This window comes from Streptomyces sp. NBC_00376 (assembly GCF_036077095.1).
In the GTDB taxonomy this organism is placed as follows: Bacteria; Actinomycetota; Actinomycetes; order Streptomycetales; family Streptomycetaceae; genus Streptomyces.
On sequence record NZ_CP107960.1, the window covers coordinates 1733843 to 1749252 of the forward strand.

Sequence of the window (15410 nt, forward strand, 5' to 3'; positions counted from 1 at the left end):
CGGCGGGGATGCGCGCCCCGCGTCAGAGGTTGGTCATGTCGACCGGGATGTGCGGCTCGCAGCCGTCGCGAAGGATGGTGGCCTCGATCAGGCCGTAGGGGCGGTCGGCGGCGTAGTACACGGCGCCGTCCTTGGCTTCGTTCTCCAGGCCGAAGGCGGAGAGGTCCTGCCGGAAGTGGTGCTTGTTGGGCGCGGAGAAGCGGATCTCGTCGATCTCGCTCCGGCTGTTGATGACCCGCGAACCCATCTGGTACAGCGTCTGCTGGAGCGAGAGCGAGTACGTCTCCACGAACGCCTGCAGGATGTGCTTCTTGGCCTGCTCGTAGGACTTCTCCCACTGCGGCATGCGCTGCTCGTCGGAGATCCAGTTGTGCCGCCACCACGTCGACAGGGAGGTGGCGAGGATGCGGTCGTAGTCCTCCTGGAGCGTCGTGTACTTGTCCTTGATGAAGCCCCAGAACTCGGAGTTCGTGGAGTTCATCACGGTCAGGTCCTTGAGCCCGGACAGGACTTCGAACTTCCCCTCCCCGTCGCCTTCGGCGGAGTACGTGATCTGCGCGAGGCGGGTCTCCTGGCCCTTGCGTACGAAGGAGTGCTGGACCTCGTCGGCGCCGATGAACCTGGAGTTGCCGTCGGAGCCGGCGATGCGCTCCCAGGCGTACTCCTCGATGCGGATGCGCGCGCGGTGGATCGAGGGCTGGCTGTCCACGAAGTGCCGGGCGAGGTGGATGCCGTACTGCTCGGCCGACTCGATGCCGTATTCCTTGGCGAACGCGAAGCAGGTGTTCTTCGTGGTGTCCGTCGGAAGGCAGTTGGCGTTCGAACCGTTGTAGTGGACGTCGTCCAGATCGCCGGAGAGAGCGACGGAGACGTTCAGGTCCTTGATGTGGTGGGTGTCGCCGTCTCTCGTGATCTTGACGACGCGGTTCTCTGCTTTGCCGTACTGGTTCTGGCCGAGAATCGTGGGCATGTCTGCTAGCTCCCTCGGTAAACGGAGTAGCCGAACGGGTTGAGCAGCAGCGGTACGTGGTAGTGCTCGCCCGGTACGACGGCGAAGGTGATCGCCACTTCCGGGAAGAAGGCACCGCTGTCCCTTACGCGGGGGGCGTCCTGCTGCGCCTCGGCTTGCTTCTTGGCTGCGAAGTACGCCTCGGTCTCGAAGTCGAGACGTACATGGGTGGTGCCCTCCGGCAGCGCCGGCAGGTCCTTGCATCGCCCGTCCGCGTCGGTCGCGGATCCGCCGAGTGCCGTCCAAGGTGCGTCGCTGCCGCTGCGGGCTGCGAGCGTGATGGCGACGGCCGCGGCGGGGCGGCCGATGCTGGTGTCCAGGATGTGGGTGGACACCGATGCGGTGGTGTCGGTGCTCAAGACCGTCACTCTCCTTCGGTTACGAGACGGGTAAGCCGGATGCGGTTGATCTTGCCCAGCTCGGTGCGCACGTTTCCGCGCTCCTGCTCGGGCGAGTTCCCGATCCGGGACTTCACCGCGTCGCGCATCTGCTCGCCGGTGGCTCCGGTGGCGCAGATCAGGAAGACATGTCCGAACCGCTCCTGGTAGGCCAGGTTCAGTTCGAGCATCTCGGCCTTGAGTTCCTCGGTGGCGCCGGCCATACCCCGCTGTTCGCGGGAGGAGGTCGGGTCCCCGGGCTTCGGGCGGCCGATCGGCGGGTGACCGGCCATCGCGTCGGCCAGATCCTGAGTGGTCAGCGCGGCCGTGGCGGCATCGCTGGAACTGAGGAGGGCTTCCGCGGTGGTGTACGGGCGTCGGGAGAGGATCGCTCTTCCCCATGCCGCGCTGGCGCACACCTCGTGCAACGCGGTGGTGGCCTCGTCGTCCGCCAGGGTGTTGAACCGGGCGAGGCCCGGTGTGGAGCTCGAAGTCACGGGAGCCTCCGTGGCTGTTTTCGCTGTGCGTTTTTCGCTTCGCGTCGGTCGGGCTGCGGATAGCTAACGCCCTCCGCAACATCACGTCAACACTTTGTTGAAATTATGCGAACGCAAAAAGCCGTCGCCCGGTGCTCCGGACGACGGCCCTCCGCGGTCTTGTGCGGCCTTCGCTCACCTACCGCCTCAACTACTCGCCTTTGGCGGCATTTTCCCTGTTCAGGTAGTTGTAGACGGTGAAGCGGCTGACCCCCAGCGCTCCTGCCACCGTCTCCACGCCGTGCCGTACCGAGAAGGCACCACGTGCCTCCAGGGTCCGCACCACCGACTGTTTGGTCCTGCGGTCCAGGTCGGCGAGCGGCATGCCGTGCCGGCGCTCCATGGCGACCAGGATGTGATCGAGGGACTCCGAGAGCTGTGGCAGCCGGACGGCTATGACGTCCTCGCCCTCCCAGGCCAGTACGACATCGTCGGGCTGGGCCTGCCCGGGTCCGAGCAGCTCGGCGCCCATGGCGTCGACGAGCGGCTTGACCGCGGTGACGAGCGGGTGATCGGCCGGTTCGGTCACTTGGACTCCTCTCCGACCACGTTCACCTGGAGGGACACCCGGGTGGCACCCGATGCCAGGGCGCGGCGCAGCAGCGAGTCCACCGCGGCCAGCACTTCGTCCGCCCCGCCCTCCGCCGTATTGCCGAAGGGGCCGACGTCCACTGCGTCCAGGTCGGCCGACTGGATGACCTCGCGGGCCACGACCGCGTGGGCGGGCGCCTCGTCGAGATCGAAGGGCTCGGTGGTGAACTCCACTCTCAAGCGCACTGTGCCTCCCTCATGCGTTCGCCGCGTCGCTGTGAAGCCCGCGGCTCGGGCCCGACCCTAACGGACCCGGGTCGGGCCGTGGGGAGATCGGACGGGCCTCAGTGCCCGGCCGGGCGCGGGTCCGGGCAGGGCAGTACGCAGACGGCGACCGGGGCGGTGAACGCCTCACCCGTGCGGGTCAGGGAGCCGTCGCGGGCGCCGACCCGGAAGACCGTCACCGTGCTGGACCTCTGGTTGGCCGCGAAGAGCAGCTTCCCGTCGGGCGAGAAGGCGGTGTGCCGGGGGAAGTCGCCGCCGACGGGCACGGTGTCGAGCAGCCGGAGCGCGGCCCCGTCCTGCTCGACGGCGTAGCGCGCGATGCTGTTGTGCCCCCGGTTGGCGAGGTAGGCGAACCGGCCGTCGGCGGTGACCAGGAACTGCGCCGGGTAGCTGGTGCCGGCGTCGCCCCGGTCCGTGGCCGGCGTGGGCCGGGGGCGTGGGTGGTTGCCGTCCGCGGAGGGTTTCCACAGAGCGCCCGCACCGGTCCCGGTGGGCTGCGGGGCGCCCGGGGAGAGGGTGCCGGTGACGGGGTCGTAGCCGCAGACGACGGCGGTGTTGTCGACCTCGCAGGCCAGGTAGGCGTGGCGGCCACCGGGGTGGAACGTGAGGTGCCGGGGTCCGGCGCCGGGGCGCAGCGTCGCGCGGGAGACCTCGTCGAGCGTGCCGCGCCGCTCGTCCAGCCGGTACGTGTACACGGTGTCGTTGCCGAGGTCCACGGCGAGGACGTGGCCGCCGTCGGGGGTGGTGATGATCTGGTGGGCGTGCGGTCCGTCCTGGCCGGGGCCGGGCGGCGGGCCGGTGTGGGCGACCAGGTCGGTACGCTCCCCCAGCGATCCGTCGCCCCCGATGGGGTGCACCGCGACGCTGCCCGAGGTGTAGTTCGCGGTGAGCAGCCACCTTCCGGTGGGGTGGACGGACAGATGGGTGGGCCCGGCCCCGCCCGTACCGCGCGTTCCGAGCACCCGGTGGCCGCCGTCCGGCGACAGGGCGATGGCGCTCACGCTGCCCCGGTCCTGTTCGTCGACCGCGTAGACGGTGGCACCCGAGGGGTGCATGGCCAGGTACGAGGGGTCGGCCACGCCCGTGATCACGGGACCGGCGGTGATGGCCCCGGTGACGGCGTCGTAGCCGGCCGTCCCGATTCCGGTGCCGCCGCCCTCGGCCGAGGTGTACGTGCCGATGAGCAGCCGCGGGGTGGTGCGCGGGCGCGGGCCGACGGCGGCCGCGGGATCCGGCGCGGGCCCCGGGGAGCGGGGCGGCGCGGGAGCCACCGACAGGGCCGCGCCCGCGACGAGCGCTCCGAGGACGGTGCGCCGGCTGGTGGCGTGGTTCATGCGAGGCACCTCGTGTGGGGTCGGGCTGCATGGGTGGCACCAGCAACCCTGGCCCGCCCCGGAGCTCATCGGCAACCGGCGCAATTGGGGTCCCACCTTGCGCAACCGGCGCGAAAGACCCGGGACCGAATTCCGGGCACCCCCTTGACAGCTTCCGCAGCTCCGGGCAATCTTCCGTTACGTAGAAACTAACTTCCGCAATACGGAAGGAGCGCCGAACCCTCATGGGCTACCCGGACCAGCGCTTCGATGTGAACCTTTCGATCCTCTTCACGGAACTCCCGCTCCTGGAGCGTCCCGCGGCCGCCGCCGCGGCCGGCTTCACGGCGGTCGAGCTGTGGTGGCCCTGGATCGAGACCCCCACCCCTCCGCAGGCCGAGCTCGACGCCCTCAAGAAGGCGCTCGACGACGCGGGCACGCAGTTGGTGGGACTGAACTTCTATGCCGGACAGCTGCCCGGCCCCGACCGCGGCGCGCTCTCCGTGCCGGGCACGGAGTCGGACCGCTTCCGCGCCAATATCGACGTGGCGGCCGACTTCGCCGCCTCGGTCGGCTGCAAGGCACTCAACGCGCTGTACGGCAACCGCGTCGACGGCGTGGACCCGGCCGTGCAGGACGAACTCGCCCTGGAGAACCTGGTGGTCGCCGCCCGTGCGGCCGACCGGATCGGGGCGGTACTCCTGATCGAGACCCTCAACAAGCCGGAGTCGCCGCGCTACCCCCTGGTGAGCGCACCGGCCGCGATCGAGATCGTCGACAAGGTCAACGCGGCGACCGGTCTCGGGAACGCCAAGTTCCTGCTGGACCTGTACCACCTGTCGATGAACGGCGAGGACCTCAGCCAGGTCATCGCGGATCACGCCGCGAAGACCGGCCACGTCCAGATCGCCGACAACCCGGGGCGCGGCGCGCCCGGCACCGGCTCGCTCCCGCTGGAGCAGCTCCTCGACGAGCTGACGAAGGCCGGTTACGACGGCTGGGTCGGCCTGGAGTACAAGCCGGGCGACCGGCCGAGCGCCGAGGCCTTCGAGTGGCTCCCGGCCACCGCGCGGGCAGCCCGCTGAGGGCAGCGAACTCCCCCTCGTACACACGCTTATCGGAAGGCACCATCATGAGCAACAACCTCCCCAAGGTTGCGTGGATCGGACTCGGCATCATGGGCTCCCCCATGTCCGAGAACCTGATCAAGGCCGGGTACGACGTCACCGGTTACACCCTGGAGCAGGACAAGATCGACCGGCTGGTCGCGGCCGGCGGCTCCGGCGCCGGCTCGATCGCCGAGGCGGTCCGGGACGCCGATGTCGTCATCACGATGGTGCCCGCCTCCCCGCAGGTCGAGGCCATCGCCTACGGCGCCGACGGCATCCTGGAGAACGCGAAGTCCGGCGCGCTGCTGATCGACATGTCGTCGATCACCCCGCAGACCTCCGTGGACCTCGCGAAGAACGCGAAGGACAAGGGCATCCGGGTGATCGACGCCCCGGTCTCCGGCGGCGAGGCCGGTGCCGTCGAGGCGGTGCTGTCGATCATGGTCGGCGGCGAGCAGGCCGACTTCGACGCGGCCCAGCCCATCCTCCAGGCGCTCGGCAAGACCATCGTGCTGTGCGGTCCGCACGGCTCCGGCCAGACGGTGAAGGCCGCCAACCAGCTGATCGTCGCGGTCAACATCCAGGCGTGCGCCGAGGCAGTCGTCTTCCTGGAGAAGTCCGGCGTCGACCTCTCCGCCGCGCTGGACGTGCTCAACGGCGGCCTGGCCGGCTCGACCGTCCTGACCCGCAAGAAGGACAACTTCCTCAAGCGCGACTTCGCGCCGGGCTTCCGGATCGACCTGCACCACAAGGACATGGGCATCGTCACGGACGCCGCCCGCAATGTCGGTGCCGCGCTGCCCGTCGGCGCCGTGGTCGCCCAGCTCGTCGCCTCGCTGCGCGCGCAGGGCGACGGCGGCCTGGACCACTCGGCACTGCTGCGCTCGGTCGAGCGCCTGTCGGGGCAGCCCGTCCAGGCCTGACCGGCCCGGCACACCCCAGAGACTTCCGGACGGCGTCGGCGCTGACACCTGTCCTGTCGCGCCCAGGCGTCGGCGCCGTCCGGAACACCACTCATCAAATTCAACAAACTGTTGACGCCGGGTTCGGGGCGTACTTACGCTCCTGGAGCCCCCGAGCCGTCGCAGTTCAGCAGCTCCCGTACGGAAGGTCGCCCCGACACCATGACGCAGCGTGTGCTTACGACCGAGTCAGGCGCCCCGGTCGCCGACAACCAGAACTCCGCCACCGCCGGTGTCGGTGGCCCGATCCTCCTCCAGGACCAGCACCTGCTGGAGAAGCTGGCCCGCTTCAACCGGGAGCGCATCCCGGAGCGCGTGGTCCACGCCCGTGGCTCCGGCGCCTACGGCTACTTCGAGGTGACCGATGACGTCACCGGCTTCACCCGCGCCGACTTCCTCTCCGCCGTCGGCAAGCGCACCGAGACGTTCATCCGCTTCTCCACCGTCGCCGACTCGCTGGGCGGCGCGGACGCGGTGCGCGACCCGCGCGGCTTCGCCCTCAAGTTCTACACGGACGAGGGCAATTACGACCTGGTCGGCAACAACACCCCGGTGTTCTTCATCAAGGACCCGATCAAGTTCCCCGACTTCATCCACTCGCAGAAGCGCGACCCGTTCACGGGCCGTCAGGAGCCGGACAACGTCTGGGACTTCTGGGCCCACGCGCCCGAGGCCACGCACCAGGTCACCTGGCTGATGGGCGACCGCGGCATCCCCGCCTCGTACCGTCACATGAACGGCTACGGCTCGCACACGTACCAGTGGACGAACGCCGCGGGCGAGGCCTTCTTCGTCAAGTACCACTTCAAGACGAACCAGGGTGTGCGGTCCCTCTCCAGCGAGCAGGCCGCCGAGCTCGCGGGCAAGGACAACAGCTCGCACCAGACGGACCTGCTCCAGGCCATCGAGCGCGGCACGAACCCGTCCTGGACGCTGTACGTGCAGGTCATGCCGGCCGCCGAGGCCGCGGACTACCGCTTCAACCCGTTCGACCTGACCAAGGTGTGGCCGCACAGCGACTACCCGCTCCAGCGGGTGGGCCGGCTGGTGCTGGACCGCAACCCGGACAACGTCTTCGCCGAGGTCGAGCAGGCCGCGTTCTCCCCGAACAACTTCGTGCCCGGCATCGGCCCCTCGCCGGACAAGATGCTGCAGGGCCGGCTGTTCGCCTACGCGGACGCTCACCGCTACCGGCTGGGCGTCAACCACACCCAGCTCCCGGTGAACGCGCCGCGCACCGCGGTCGTCGACAACTACGGCCGCGACGGGCTGCACGCCACCCGCAACGGCGCCCGCCACGACAAGAACTACGAGCCCAACTCGTACGCGGGCCCGGCCCAGACCGACGCGGCGCTCTCCGCCCCGCTCGCCATCCACGGCTGGACCGGCACCCACGCGGCGCCCGCCCACACCAAGGACGACGACTTCTTCCAGGCGGGTGAGCTGTACCGGCTCATGTCCGAGGACGAGAAGGGCCGTCTGGTCGCGAACATCGCCGGGGGCCTTTCCCAGGTGACCCGCGACGACGTGATCGAGAAGAACCTCGCCCACTTCCACGCCGCCGACGCCGACTACGGCAAGCGCGTGGAGGAGGCGGTCCGCGCCCTGCACGAGGACTGAGCCTCCCACCGAGCCCTGCTCGCGCCGCGTACCCGGATGAGGGGTGTCACGCGGCGCGGGCAGGACGAGGCCGCGGCGGTCGTGCGATGCCAGTGCGGTGGTGAGGGCCGGGATGCCTCCTCGTTCTCTGACCTGAAGAGGACGAACCCTCCCGGCCCGATCGCCGCCGCCGCGGCCCCTGTTGTGTTGTGTTGTGTTTCCCGTGCCAGGGCGCGGAGTACGGATACGGTCCCGTACTCCGCGCCCTTCTTCGTGCGTGCGCAGGCGGTGCGCCGATCCCCTGCTCCGCTCCCGCCCCGGTCCCAAGCCCCCGTCCCGACCCCCGACCCCGGCCCTGGGGCCCCGGCCGCAGGTCCCCGCCTCGGGCCCGGCCCCCGGTCCCCGCGTGTCCGGCGTACCGGGGAACGGCCGTGGCCCCCGCCCCCGGAGTCGGGGACGGGGGCCACGGGCCGCCGGCGGGTCGTCAGGACGCCGCGAGCGGGCGGATCGCGGTCGGTGCGTGGGACGGGTCCGTCGCGATGTCCTCGAACTCGTTGACGGAGGCGATGTCCGTGCCGCTCATCGCGATGTTCGTGACGCGCTCCAGGATCGCCTCGACGACCACCGGCACCCGGAACTCCGCGGCCAGCTTCTTGGCCTCCTCGAAGGCCGGCAGCAGCTGGTCCGGCTCGGTGACCCGGATGGCCTTGCAGCCCAGGCCCTCGACGACCTTGACGTGGTCGACGCCGTACACGCCGAGCTCCGGCGAGTTGAGGTTCTCGAACTCCAGGTTGACCTGGAAGTCGATGTCGAAGTTGCGCTGCGCCTGGCGGATCAGCCCCAGGTAGGAGTTGTTCACCAGGACGTGGACGTACGGGATGCGGTGCTGCGCGCCGACGGCCAGCTCCTCCAGCATGAACTGGAAGTCGTAGTCGCCGGAGAGCGCCACGACGGAGCCGTCCGGGTCGGCCGTGGCGACGCCCAGCGCGGCGGGGATGGTCCAGCCGAGCGGGCCCGCCTGGCCGCAGTTGATCCAGTGGCGCGGCCGGTAGACGTGCAGCATCTGCGCGCCGGCGATCTGGGAGAGGCCGATCGTCGTGACGTACCGGGTCTCGGGGCCGAACGCCCGGTTCATCTCCTCGTACACCCGCTGCGGCTTCAGCGGCACGTTGTCGAAGTGCGTGCGGCGCTGGAGGGTCGCCTTGCGCTCCTGGGTGGAGGCGGCCCACTGCGAGCGGTCCTTGAGCTTTCCGGCCGCCTTCAGCTCGCGCGCCACCTCGACGAACAGCTCCAGCGCCGCCTTGGCGTCGGAGGTGATGCCGAGGTCGGGGGCGAAGATCTTGCCGAGCTGGGTGGGCTCGATGTCGACGTGGACGAACTTCCGGCCCTTGGTGTAGACGTCCAGCTTGCCGGTGTGACGGTTGGCCCAGCGGTTGCCGATGCCGAGGACGAAGTCGGACTCCAGGAAGTTCGCGTTGCCGTAGCGGTGCGAGGTCTGCAGGCCGACCATGCCCGCGTTCAGCTCGTGGTCGTCGGCGATGATGCCCCAGCCCATCAGGGTCGGGACGACCGGGACGCCGGTCAGCTCGGCGAATTCGACGAGGAGCTCGGAGGCGTCGGCGTTGATGATGCCGCCGCCCGCGACGAGCAGCGGTCGCTCGGAGGCGTTCAGCAGCTCCAGTGCGCGCTCGATCTGCTTGCGGGTCGCGGCGGGCTTGTGCACCGGCAGCGGCTCGTACAGATCGGGGTCGAACTCGATCTCGGTGAGCTGGACGTCGATGGGCAGGTCGATGAGGACCGGACCGGGACGGCCGCTGCGCATCAGGTGGAAGGCCCGCTGGAAGACGCCGGGGACCTGCGCGGCCTCCAGGACGGTCGTCGCGGCCTTGGTGACGGGCGCCGCGATCGAGGCGATGTCGACCGCCTGGAAGTCCTCCTTGTGGAGCACGGCGGTCGGGGCCTGGCCGGTGATGCAGAGGATCGGGATGGAGTCGGCGATGGCGGAGTAGAGGCCGGTGATCATGTCGGTGCCGGCCGGCCCCGACGTGCCGATGCACACGCCGATGTTGCCCGGACGCGCCCGGGTGTAGCCCTCCGCCATGTGGGAGGCGCCCTCGACGTGACGGGCCAGCGTGTGATGAACCCCGCCGGAGGCCTTGAGGGCCGCGTAGAAGGGGTTGATCGCCGCGCCCGGCACACCGAACGCGTTGCTGACGCCTTCGCGCTTGAGGATCTCAACTGCCGCTCGGGCAGCGGTCATTCGAGGCATTGAGTGCTCCTGCTCGGACCTGGTGGAGTCGGGCTCTGTCGCGCCACCTGAGAGCACCAATTCCGCATTACGGAAAACTGATTCTGTGATACGGAAGTAAATCTAAGGCGCGCCCCGTCGACCGTCAAGAGACGGGTGCACACCGCAGGAGACGGCGCACACCGCGAGGGACGGCGCACACGCCCGCCGATGCGCCCGCCCCGTCCGCGAAGTACGCCAAGTCCCTCCCCAGGACGTCGCTCTTGGTGGACGATGGGGTCCGGAGCGGAGCCGGCCCGTCACGGCCGGTGCGGGCGCGTTCCGGTACGCCGGGGAGGCGCCCCGTCGGCCGAGGACGCCGGGGAGCGCGCGGGGCCGGTGGGAGAACGCCGGAGGGAGATCAAGGTGGAGTCGGTGCCGGTACGCTGTCCGGCCTGCCTCCGCGACCATGCGTACAGCCCGCCCGCCTACCCCTGCCCGTGCGGTACGCCGACCGCCCCTCCCCTACTGCCCGGCGCCCAGGGCGTTCCGATCACCCACCGCACCTGGAACGACGACTGGGTGACGGTGCGCTGTCCCGCCTGCGGGCGCCAAGACCAGTGGCCGCAGCCCGAGCTGTGCTGCCCGTGCGGAACGGTGTTGCGCGTCCCGGTCCGGCCGGTGGCGACACCCGGCGACGAACCCGGGCCCGGGGACGGGCCCCGGCCGGCCGGCCCCTCGCACATCCCGCTGCCGCGCACGGCCCCGGCGCCCCGGCCCGCGTTCCGCGCCGTCGCCATCCACAGTGCGGGCGACGCGCTGGCGACCGCGGCCCGGTATCTGAGGTGGCTGGGCTACCGCGAAGTGGTGCGGCCCCCGAAGCCCTCCCCCGCACGGATCGATCTGCGGGCCACCGGGCTGATGGCCCAGGTCGACACCGCCGGCCGGCCGACCACCCTGCGCGATGTGGAGTGCCTCTGGCTGCATGCGCTCGGCGCGTCGGTCGCCGGGGTCTTCTTCTCGCTCGCGGGGTACGCGCCGGACGCCGCGGCGCGCGCGGAGGGCCTGGGCATGCCGCTCTTCGTGATGGAACCGGCGGGAACACCGCTGCCGGTCAACAGCCCGGCCGACGAGCTGCTCAGCACCGGGGCCTGAGCGAATCACCGGGCGACATGTCACTCGGCATGCCGGGCGACATACTGGCGGCATGCGCATCCGTACCGCCCGCCGCACCGACCTCCCGCTGATCCAGGACATCGAACGTGCCGCCGGCGAACCGTTCCGCACACTCGGCATGTCCGCCGTCGCGGACGACGACCCACCGGCGCTCGGGGTGCTGGACGACTACCGCAGGGCCGGCCGGGCCTGGGTCGCCACGGACCCGGACGACCGCCCGATCGGCTATCTGATCGCCGACCCGGTCGACGGGGCCGCCCACATCGAGCAGGTCTCCGTGCACCCGTCCGCCGCGCGGCGCGGCCTGGGCAGCGCGCTCATCGACCATCTCGCCGGCTGGGCCGTCGAGCGCGGCCTGGGCGCGCTCACGCTCACGACCTTCTCCCACGTCCCCTGGAACGCGCCGTACTACGCCCGCCTCGGCTTCCGCACCCTTGACGGAGCCGAACTCACCGACGGGCTGCGGAAGATCAGGGCGCAGGAGGCCGAACACGGCCTGGATCACTGGCCGAGGGTCTGCATGCGGCGCGAGATCCCGGACTCCGGTCACCTCCGGCAGCTCACCGGAGCCGACCGGCAACAGTGAGTGCAATCGGTCACGTTCAGGCCAGGGGGCCACAAATGTTCGGCTCGCTGTCAGTGGCGGGCCTTAAGGTGGTGCACATGGCTTTAACTCCACGGAACACACCTGACGACCGGCCGCGCACGACCCGCCCGACGCCCCCGTCCGCCGCGCGGGCGAACGAGGCGATACGGGCATTCGTGGACGCGCGCGCCGGCCAGGACTGGTCCTCGGTGGAGTCCGCCGCCTACGAGGTGCTGCTGATCGAATGGGCGGCCGCGACCCGGGGCGGCACCGGCGACATCATCGAGGCCGCCTGACCGCGCCCGGGGCGATCCGGTCCTACTGCCCGTAGCCCTCCCGCAGTTCGATCTTCCGGACCTTCCCGCTGACCGTCATCGGGAAGGTCTCCAGGATCCGCAGCAGCCGCGGGATCTTGTAGTGCGCCAACTGCTCGCGGCAGTAGTCCGTCACCTCGTCCAGGGTCGGCGGGTCCACCGGGTCCCTCGGGATCACACAGGCCAGGATCTCCTCGCCGTAGGCCTCGTCCGGTACGCCCACCACCTGCACATCCGCGATCTTCGGGTGGCCGTAGAGGAATTCCTCGATCTCCCGCGGATACACGTTCTCGCCACCGCGGATGATCATGTCCTTGATCCGGCCGACGATCTGTACGTAGCCGTCCTCCCGCATCACCGCGAGGTCGCCGGTGTGCATCCAGCGGCCGGCGTCGATGACCTCGGCGGTCCGGTCGGGCTGCTCCCAGTACCCCAGCATCACGCTGTAGCCGCGGGTGCACAGTTCGCCCGCCGCACCGCGCTCCAGCGTCACCCCGCTCACCGGGTCGACGACCTTGACCTCGATGTGCGGCATCACCCGGCCGACGGTTCCGGTGCGGCGCTCCAGGTCGTCGTCGCGGCGGGTCTGGGTGGAGACGGGCGAGGTCTCCGTCATGCCGTAGCAGATGGACACCTCGTCCATGTGCATCTCGGCGACGACCCGCTTCATCACCTCGACCGGGCAGGGCGATCCGGCCATGATGCCGGTGCGCAGCGAGGAGAGGTCGTACGAGGCGAAGTCCGGCAGGTTCAGCTCGGCGATGAACATGGTGGGGACGCCGTAGAGCGAGGTGCAGCGCTCCTGCTGCACGGCGGCGAGCACGGCGGCGGCCTCGAAGGCGGGGGCCGGGATCACGATGCAGGCGCCGTGCGAGGTGATACCGAGGTTCCCCATGACCATGCCGAAGCAGTGGTAGAAGGGGACCGGCAGGCAGACCCGGTCCGCTTCCGTGTAGGCGACCAGCTCACCCACGAAGTAGCCGTTGTTGAGGATGTTGTGGTGGGAGAGGGTGGCGCCCTTGGGAAAGCCGGTGGTGCCGGAGGTGTACTGGATGTTGATCGGGTCGTCGCAGGACAGCTCCGCCTCGCGGCCGGCGAGTTGTCCCGGCGTCACGGATCCGGCGGCGGCCAGCAGTTCGTCCCAGGACGGGTCGCCGATGAAGTGCACGGCGCGCAGCGCGGGGCAGTCGGCGCGGACCTGGCCGACCAGGGCTCGGTAGTCGCTGGTGCGGTGCGAGAGCGAGGAGACCAGGAGCGAGATCCCGGCCTGCTTCAGCACGTACGCCAGCTCGTGCGCGCGGTACGCCGGGTTGATGTTGACCATGATGGCGCCGATGCGGGCAGTGGCGTACTGCACCAGCACCCACTCCGGGCAGTTGATCGCCCAGATCCCGACCCGGTCCCCCTTGGCCACCCCCGACGCCATCAGGGCACGGGCCAGTTCGTCGACCGCTGCACCGAATTCGGTGTAGGTCCAGCGCCGCCCTGAGGCGACGTCCACGAGTGCCTCGCGGTCGCCGAACGCCTCGATGGCGCGGTCGAGATTGCGTCCTATGGTGTCGCCGAGGAGCGCCGCGGTGCCGGTGCCGTGCGCGTAGGAGAGCTCGCTCATCGCAGGTCCCCCTCGTTGTACTCGGTGCCGGTGCCCTGGGCCGTGCGCTCGCGGAGTTCGATGCGGCGAATCTTGCCGGAGACGGTCTTGGGCAGCTCCGCGAACTCCAGTTTGCGGACCCGCTTGTACGGGGCGAGGACCGCCCGGGAGTGCTCGAACAGCACCTTCGCCGTCTCCTCGCCGGGCTCCCAGCCCTCCGCGAGCACGACGTACGCCTTGGGGACGGAGAGCCGGACCGGGTCGGGGGCGGGGACGACCGCCGCCTCGGCGACCGCCTCGTGCTCCAGCAGGGCGCTCTCCAGCTCGAACGGCGAGATCTTGTAGTCGGAGGCCTTGAACACGTCGTCGGCGCGGCCGACATAGGTGATGTAACCGTCCGCGTCGCGCGAGCCGATGTCGCCGGTGCGGTAGTAGCCGCCCGCCATGGCCTCGGCCGTGCGGTCCGGGTCGCCGTGGTAGCCGGTCATCAGGCCCACCGGGCGGCCGGACAGGTCGAGGGAGATCTCGCCCTCGGCCGCGCCGGGCTCACCGGTGACCGGATCCAGGAGCTCGACCTTGAAGCCGGGGCTGGGCCGCCCCATCGAGCCGGCCTTCAGCAGCTGGCCCGGGGTGTTGGCGACCTGGACGGCGGTCTCGGTCTGGCCGAAGCCGTCCCGGATGGTTACGCCCCAGGTGCGCCGCACCGTCTCGATGACCTCCGGGTTCAGCGGCTCACCGGCCGCGACGACCTCACGCGGCGGGGTCTTCAGCTGGGAGAGGTCGGCCTGGATCAGCATCCGCCAGACGGTGGGCGGGGCGCAGAAGCTGGTGACGCCCGAGCGGTCCATCTCGGCCATCAGCCGACCCGCGTCGAAGCGGGTGTAGTTGAAGATGAAGACGGTCGCCTCGGCGCTCCACGGCGCGAAGAGGTTCGACCAGGCGTGCTTGGCCCAGCCGGGCGAGGAGATGTTGAGGTGGACGTCCCCGGGCTTGAGGCCGATCCAGTACATCGTCGACAAGTGGCCCACGGGGTAGGACACATGGGTGTGCTCGACGAGCTTGGGGCTGGCGGTCGTGCCGGAGGTGAAGTAGAGCATCAGCGGCTCGTCGGCGTCGGTCTCCCGGTCCGCCTCGTAGGTGTCCGGCTGCTCGTCGGCCCCGGTGTACGACAGCCAGCCGGGGACCTCGGCACCGACCGCGATCCGGGTGTAGTCGCCGGGCACCTCGTCGAACTTCGCGGCGTCGGTGTCCCGGACCAGGACGTGGCGGACCCGGCCGCGCTCCACCCGGTCGCGCAGGTCGACCGGGCCGAGGAGCGGGGTGGCGGGGATGACCACGGCGCGCAGCTTCATCGCGGCAAGGGCGGTCTCCCACAGCTCGACCTGGTTGCCGAGCATGACGAGGATCCGGTCCCCGGCGCGGACGCCCTGGGCGCGCAGCCAGTTCGCGGCCTGGTTGGAGCGGGCGGACATCCGGGCGAAGGACACCTCGGTGCGGCTGCCGTCCTCCTCCACGATGTGCAGGGCGGTGCGGTCGTTGTTCTCGGCGATGGCGTCGAACCAGTCGAGTGCCCAGTTGAAATGGTCGGTCCTGGGCCAGCTGAAGCCCTCGTACGCCGCTTGATAGTCCTCGCGGTGCTTCAGCAGAAAGTCCCGGGCGGCCCGGAACGTCTCCGTCGCACTGGTTGCCGACATGTGCCCTCCTCATTGCGGACCGGACCGGTCACTTAACATCATGTAAACAGTGACCCAGGTCTCACTACCCCCGAACGGGGGTGCATCGAGGGGGTGGCCGA

At 70.2% G+C, this 15410-nt stretch carries 15 protein-coding genes; 6 read left to right on the top strand and 9 right to left on the bottom strand.

Going from position 1 to position 15410, the window contains the following annotated elements:
* Positions 1-22: 22 nt before the first annotated feature.
* From pucL to OG842_RS07795, 6 genes are all read right to left on the bottom strand, one after another.
* The gene (pucL, locus tag OG842_RS07770; RefSeq protein WP_266728724.1) at positions 23-970 is read right to left on the bottom strand and encodes a factor-independent urate hydroxylase; all 948 of its coding nucleotides are present in this window, start codon (positions 968-970) and stop codon (positions 23-25) included.
* Between the two features lie 5 nt (positions 971-975).
* Positions 976-1368, bottom strand: coding sequence for a hydroxyisourate hydrolase (uraH, locus tag OG842_RS07775; RefSeq protein ID WP_266728726.1), 393 nt, complete (start codon positions 1366-1368; stop codon positions 976-978).
* A gap of 5 nt (positions 1369-1373) precedes the next feature.
* Positions 1374-1883: a 2-oxo-4-hydroxy-4-carboxy-5-ureidoimidazoline decarboxylase gene (uraD, locus tag OG842_RS07780; RefSeq protein ID WP_266728728.1), complete on the bottom strand. Its 510-nt coding sequence runs from the start codon at positions 1881-1883 to the stop codon at positions 1374-1376.
* Between the two features lie 190 nt (positions 1884-2073).
* Positions 2074-2451 (bottom strand): helix-turn-helix domain-containing protein, encoded by a 378-nt coding sequence (locus OG842_RS07785; RefSeq protein ID WP_266728730.1) that lies wholly within the window; start codon positions 2449-2451, stop codon positions 2074-2076.
* Positions 2448-2699, bottom strand: coding sequence for a thiamine-binding protein (locus OG842_RS07790; RefSeq protein ID WP_266728732.1), 252 nt, complete (start codon positions 2697-2699; stop codon positions 2448-2450). Before OG842_RS07790 ends, OG842_RS07785 begins: the two co-directional genes overlap by 4 nt.
* 98 nt (positions 2700-2797) lie before the next feature.
* The gene (locus tag OG842_RS07795; protein ID WP_266728734.1) at positions 2798-4072 is read right to left on the bottom strand and encodes a lactonase family protein; all 1275 of its coding nucleotides are present in this window, start codon (positions 4070-4072) and stop codon (positions 2798-2800) included.
* Between the two features lie 224 nt (positions 4073-4296).
* Here OG842_RS07795 and OG842_RS07800 point away from each other — a divergent pair, with 224 nt between their 5' ends.
* The 3 genes from OG842_RS07800 to OG842_RS07810 all read left to right on the top strand — a co-directional run bounded on the left by OG842_RS07800 (position 4297) and on the right by OG842_RS07810 (position 7742).
* A complete protein-coding gene (locus OG842_RS07800; RefSeq protein ID WP_328512140.1) occupies positions 4297-5136 on the top strand; it encodes a TIM barrel protein in 840 nt (279 codons plus the stop codon).
* 47 nt (positions 5137-5183) lie between these two features.
* Complete coding sequence (locus OG842_RS07805) at positions 5184-6083, top strand: 2-hydroxy-3-oxopropionate reductase (RefSeq protein WP_266728737.1); 900 nt, start codon at positions 5184-5186, stop codon at positions 6081-6083.
* A gap of 201 nt (positions 6084-6284) precedes the next feature.
* Positions 6285-7742: a catalase gene (locus OG842_RS07810; protein ID WP_266728739.1), complete on the top strand. Its 1458-nt coding sequence runs from the start codon at positions 6285-6287 to the stop codon at positions 7740-7742.
* Between the two features lie 463 nt (positions 7743-8205).
* Here OG842_RS07810 and gcl read toward each other — a convergent pair whose 3' ends face one another.
* Positions 8206-9981: a glyoxylate carboligase gene (gene gcl / locus OG842_RS07815; protein ID WP_266728741.1), complete on the bottom strand. Its 1776-nt coding sequence runs from the start codon at positions 9979-9981 to the stop codon at positions 8206-8208.
* Positions 9982-10374: 393 nt separating this feature from the next.
* Here gcl and OG842_RS07820 point away from each other — a divergent pair, with 393 nt between their 5' ends.
* The 3 genes from OG842_RS07820 (at position 10375) to OG842_RS07830 (ending at position 12006) form a co-directional block, all read left to right on the top strand.
* Entirely contained in the window at positions 10375-11103 is a 729-nt protein-coding gene (locus OG842_RS07820) for a hypothetical protein (protein WP_266733472.1), read from the top strand.
* A gap of 52 nt (positions 11104-11155) precedes the next feature.
* Positions 11156-11710, top strand: coding sequence for a GNAT family N-acetyltransferase (locus OG842_RS07825; RefSeq protein WP_266728743.1), 555 nt, complete (start codon positions 11156-11158; stop codon positions 11708-11710).
* A gap of 77 nt (positions 11711-11787) precedes the next feature.
* The gene (locus tag OG842_RS07830; RefSeq protein ID WP_266728745.1) at positions 11788-12006 is read left to right on the top strand and encodes a hypothetical protein; all 219 of its coding nucleotides are present in this window, start codon (positions 11788-11790) and stop codon (positions 12004-12006) included.
* A 22-nt stretch (positions 12007-12028) separates the two neighbouring features.
* On the opposite strand, the gene OG842_RS07835 is transcribed toward OG842_RS07830, so the two are convergent.
* The gene (locus tag OG842_RS07835; RefSeq protein WP_266728747.1) at positions 12029-13636 is read right to left on the bottom strand and encodes an AMP-binding protein; all 1608 of its coding nucleotides are present in this window, start codon (positions 13634-13636) and stop codon (positions 12029-12031) included.
* The gene (locus tag OG842_RS07840) at positions 13633-15309 is read right to left on the bottom strand and encodes an AMP-binding protein (RefSeq protein WP_266728749.1); all 1677 of its coding nucleotides are present in this window, start codon (positions 15307-15309) and stop codon (positions 13633-13635) included. The genes OG842_RS07835 and OG842_RS07840 overlap by 4 nt, the downstream gene beginning before the upstream one ends.
* Positions 15310-15410: the final 101 nt, after the last annotated feature.

Coding starts and splice junctions, on each gene's coding strand:
- OG842_RS07830 (WP_266728745.1), top strand. CDS start 11,788: ATGGCTTTAACTCCACGGAACACACCTGACGACCGGCCGCGCACGACC.
- OG842_RS07795 (WP_266728734.1), bottom strand. CDS start 4,072: ATGAACCACGCCACCAGCCGGCGCACCGTCCTCGGAGCGCTCGTCGCG.
- OG842_RS07810 (WP_266728739.1), top strand. CDS start 6,285: ATGACGCAGCGTGTGCTTACGACCGAGTCAGGCGCCCCGGTCGCCGAC.
- OG842_RS07840 (WP_266728749.1), bottom strand. CDS start 15,309: ATGTCGGCAACCAGTGCGACGGAGACGTTCCGGGCCGCCCGGGACTTT.
- gcl (WP_266728741.1), bottom strand. CDS start 9,981: ATGACCGCTGCCCGAGCGGCAGTTGAGATCCTCAAGCGCGAAGGCGTC.
- pucL (WP_266728724.1), bottom strand. CDS start 970: ATGCCCACGATTCTCGGCCAGAACCAGTACGGCAAAGCAGAGAACCGC.
- OG842_RS07835 (WP_266728747.1), bottom strand. CDS start 13,636: ATGAGCGAGCTCTCCTACGCGCACGGCACCGGCACCGCGGCGCTCCTC.
- OG842_RS07825 (WP_266728743.1), top strand. CDS start 11,156: ATGCGCATCCGTACCGCCCGCCGCACCGACCTCCCGCTGATCCAGGAC.
- OG842_RS07800 (WP_328512140.1), top strand. CDS start 4,297: ATGGGCTACCCGGACCAGCGCTTCGATGTGAACCTTTCGATCCTCTTC.
- OG842_RS07805 (WP_266728737.1), top strand. CDS start 5,184: ATGAGCAACAACCTCCCCAAGGTTGCGTGGATCGGACTCGGCATCATG.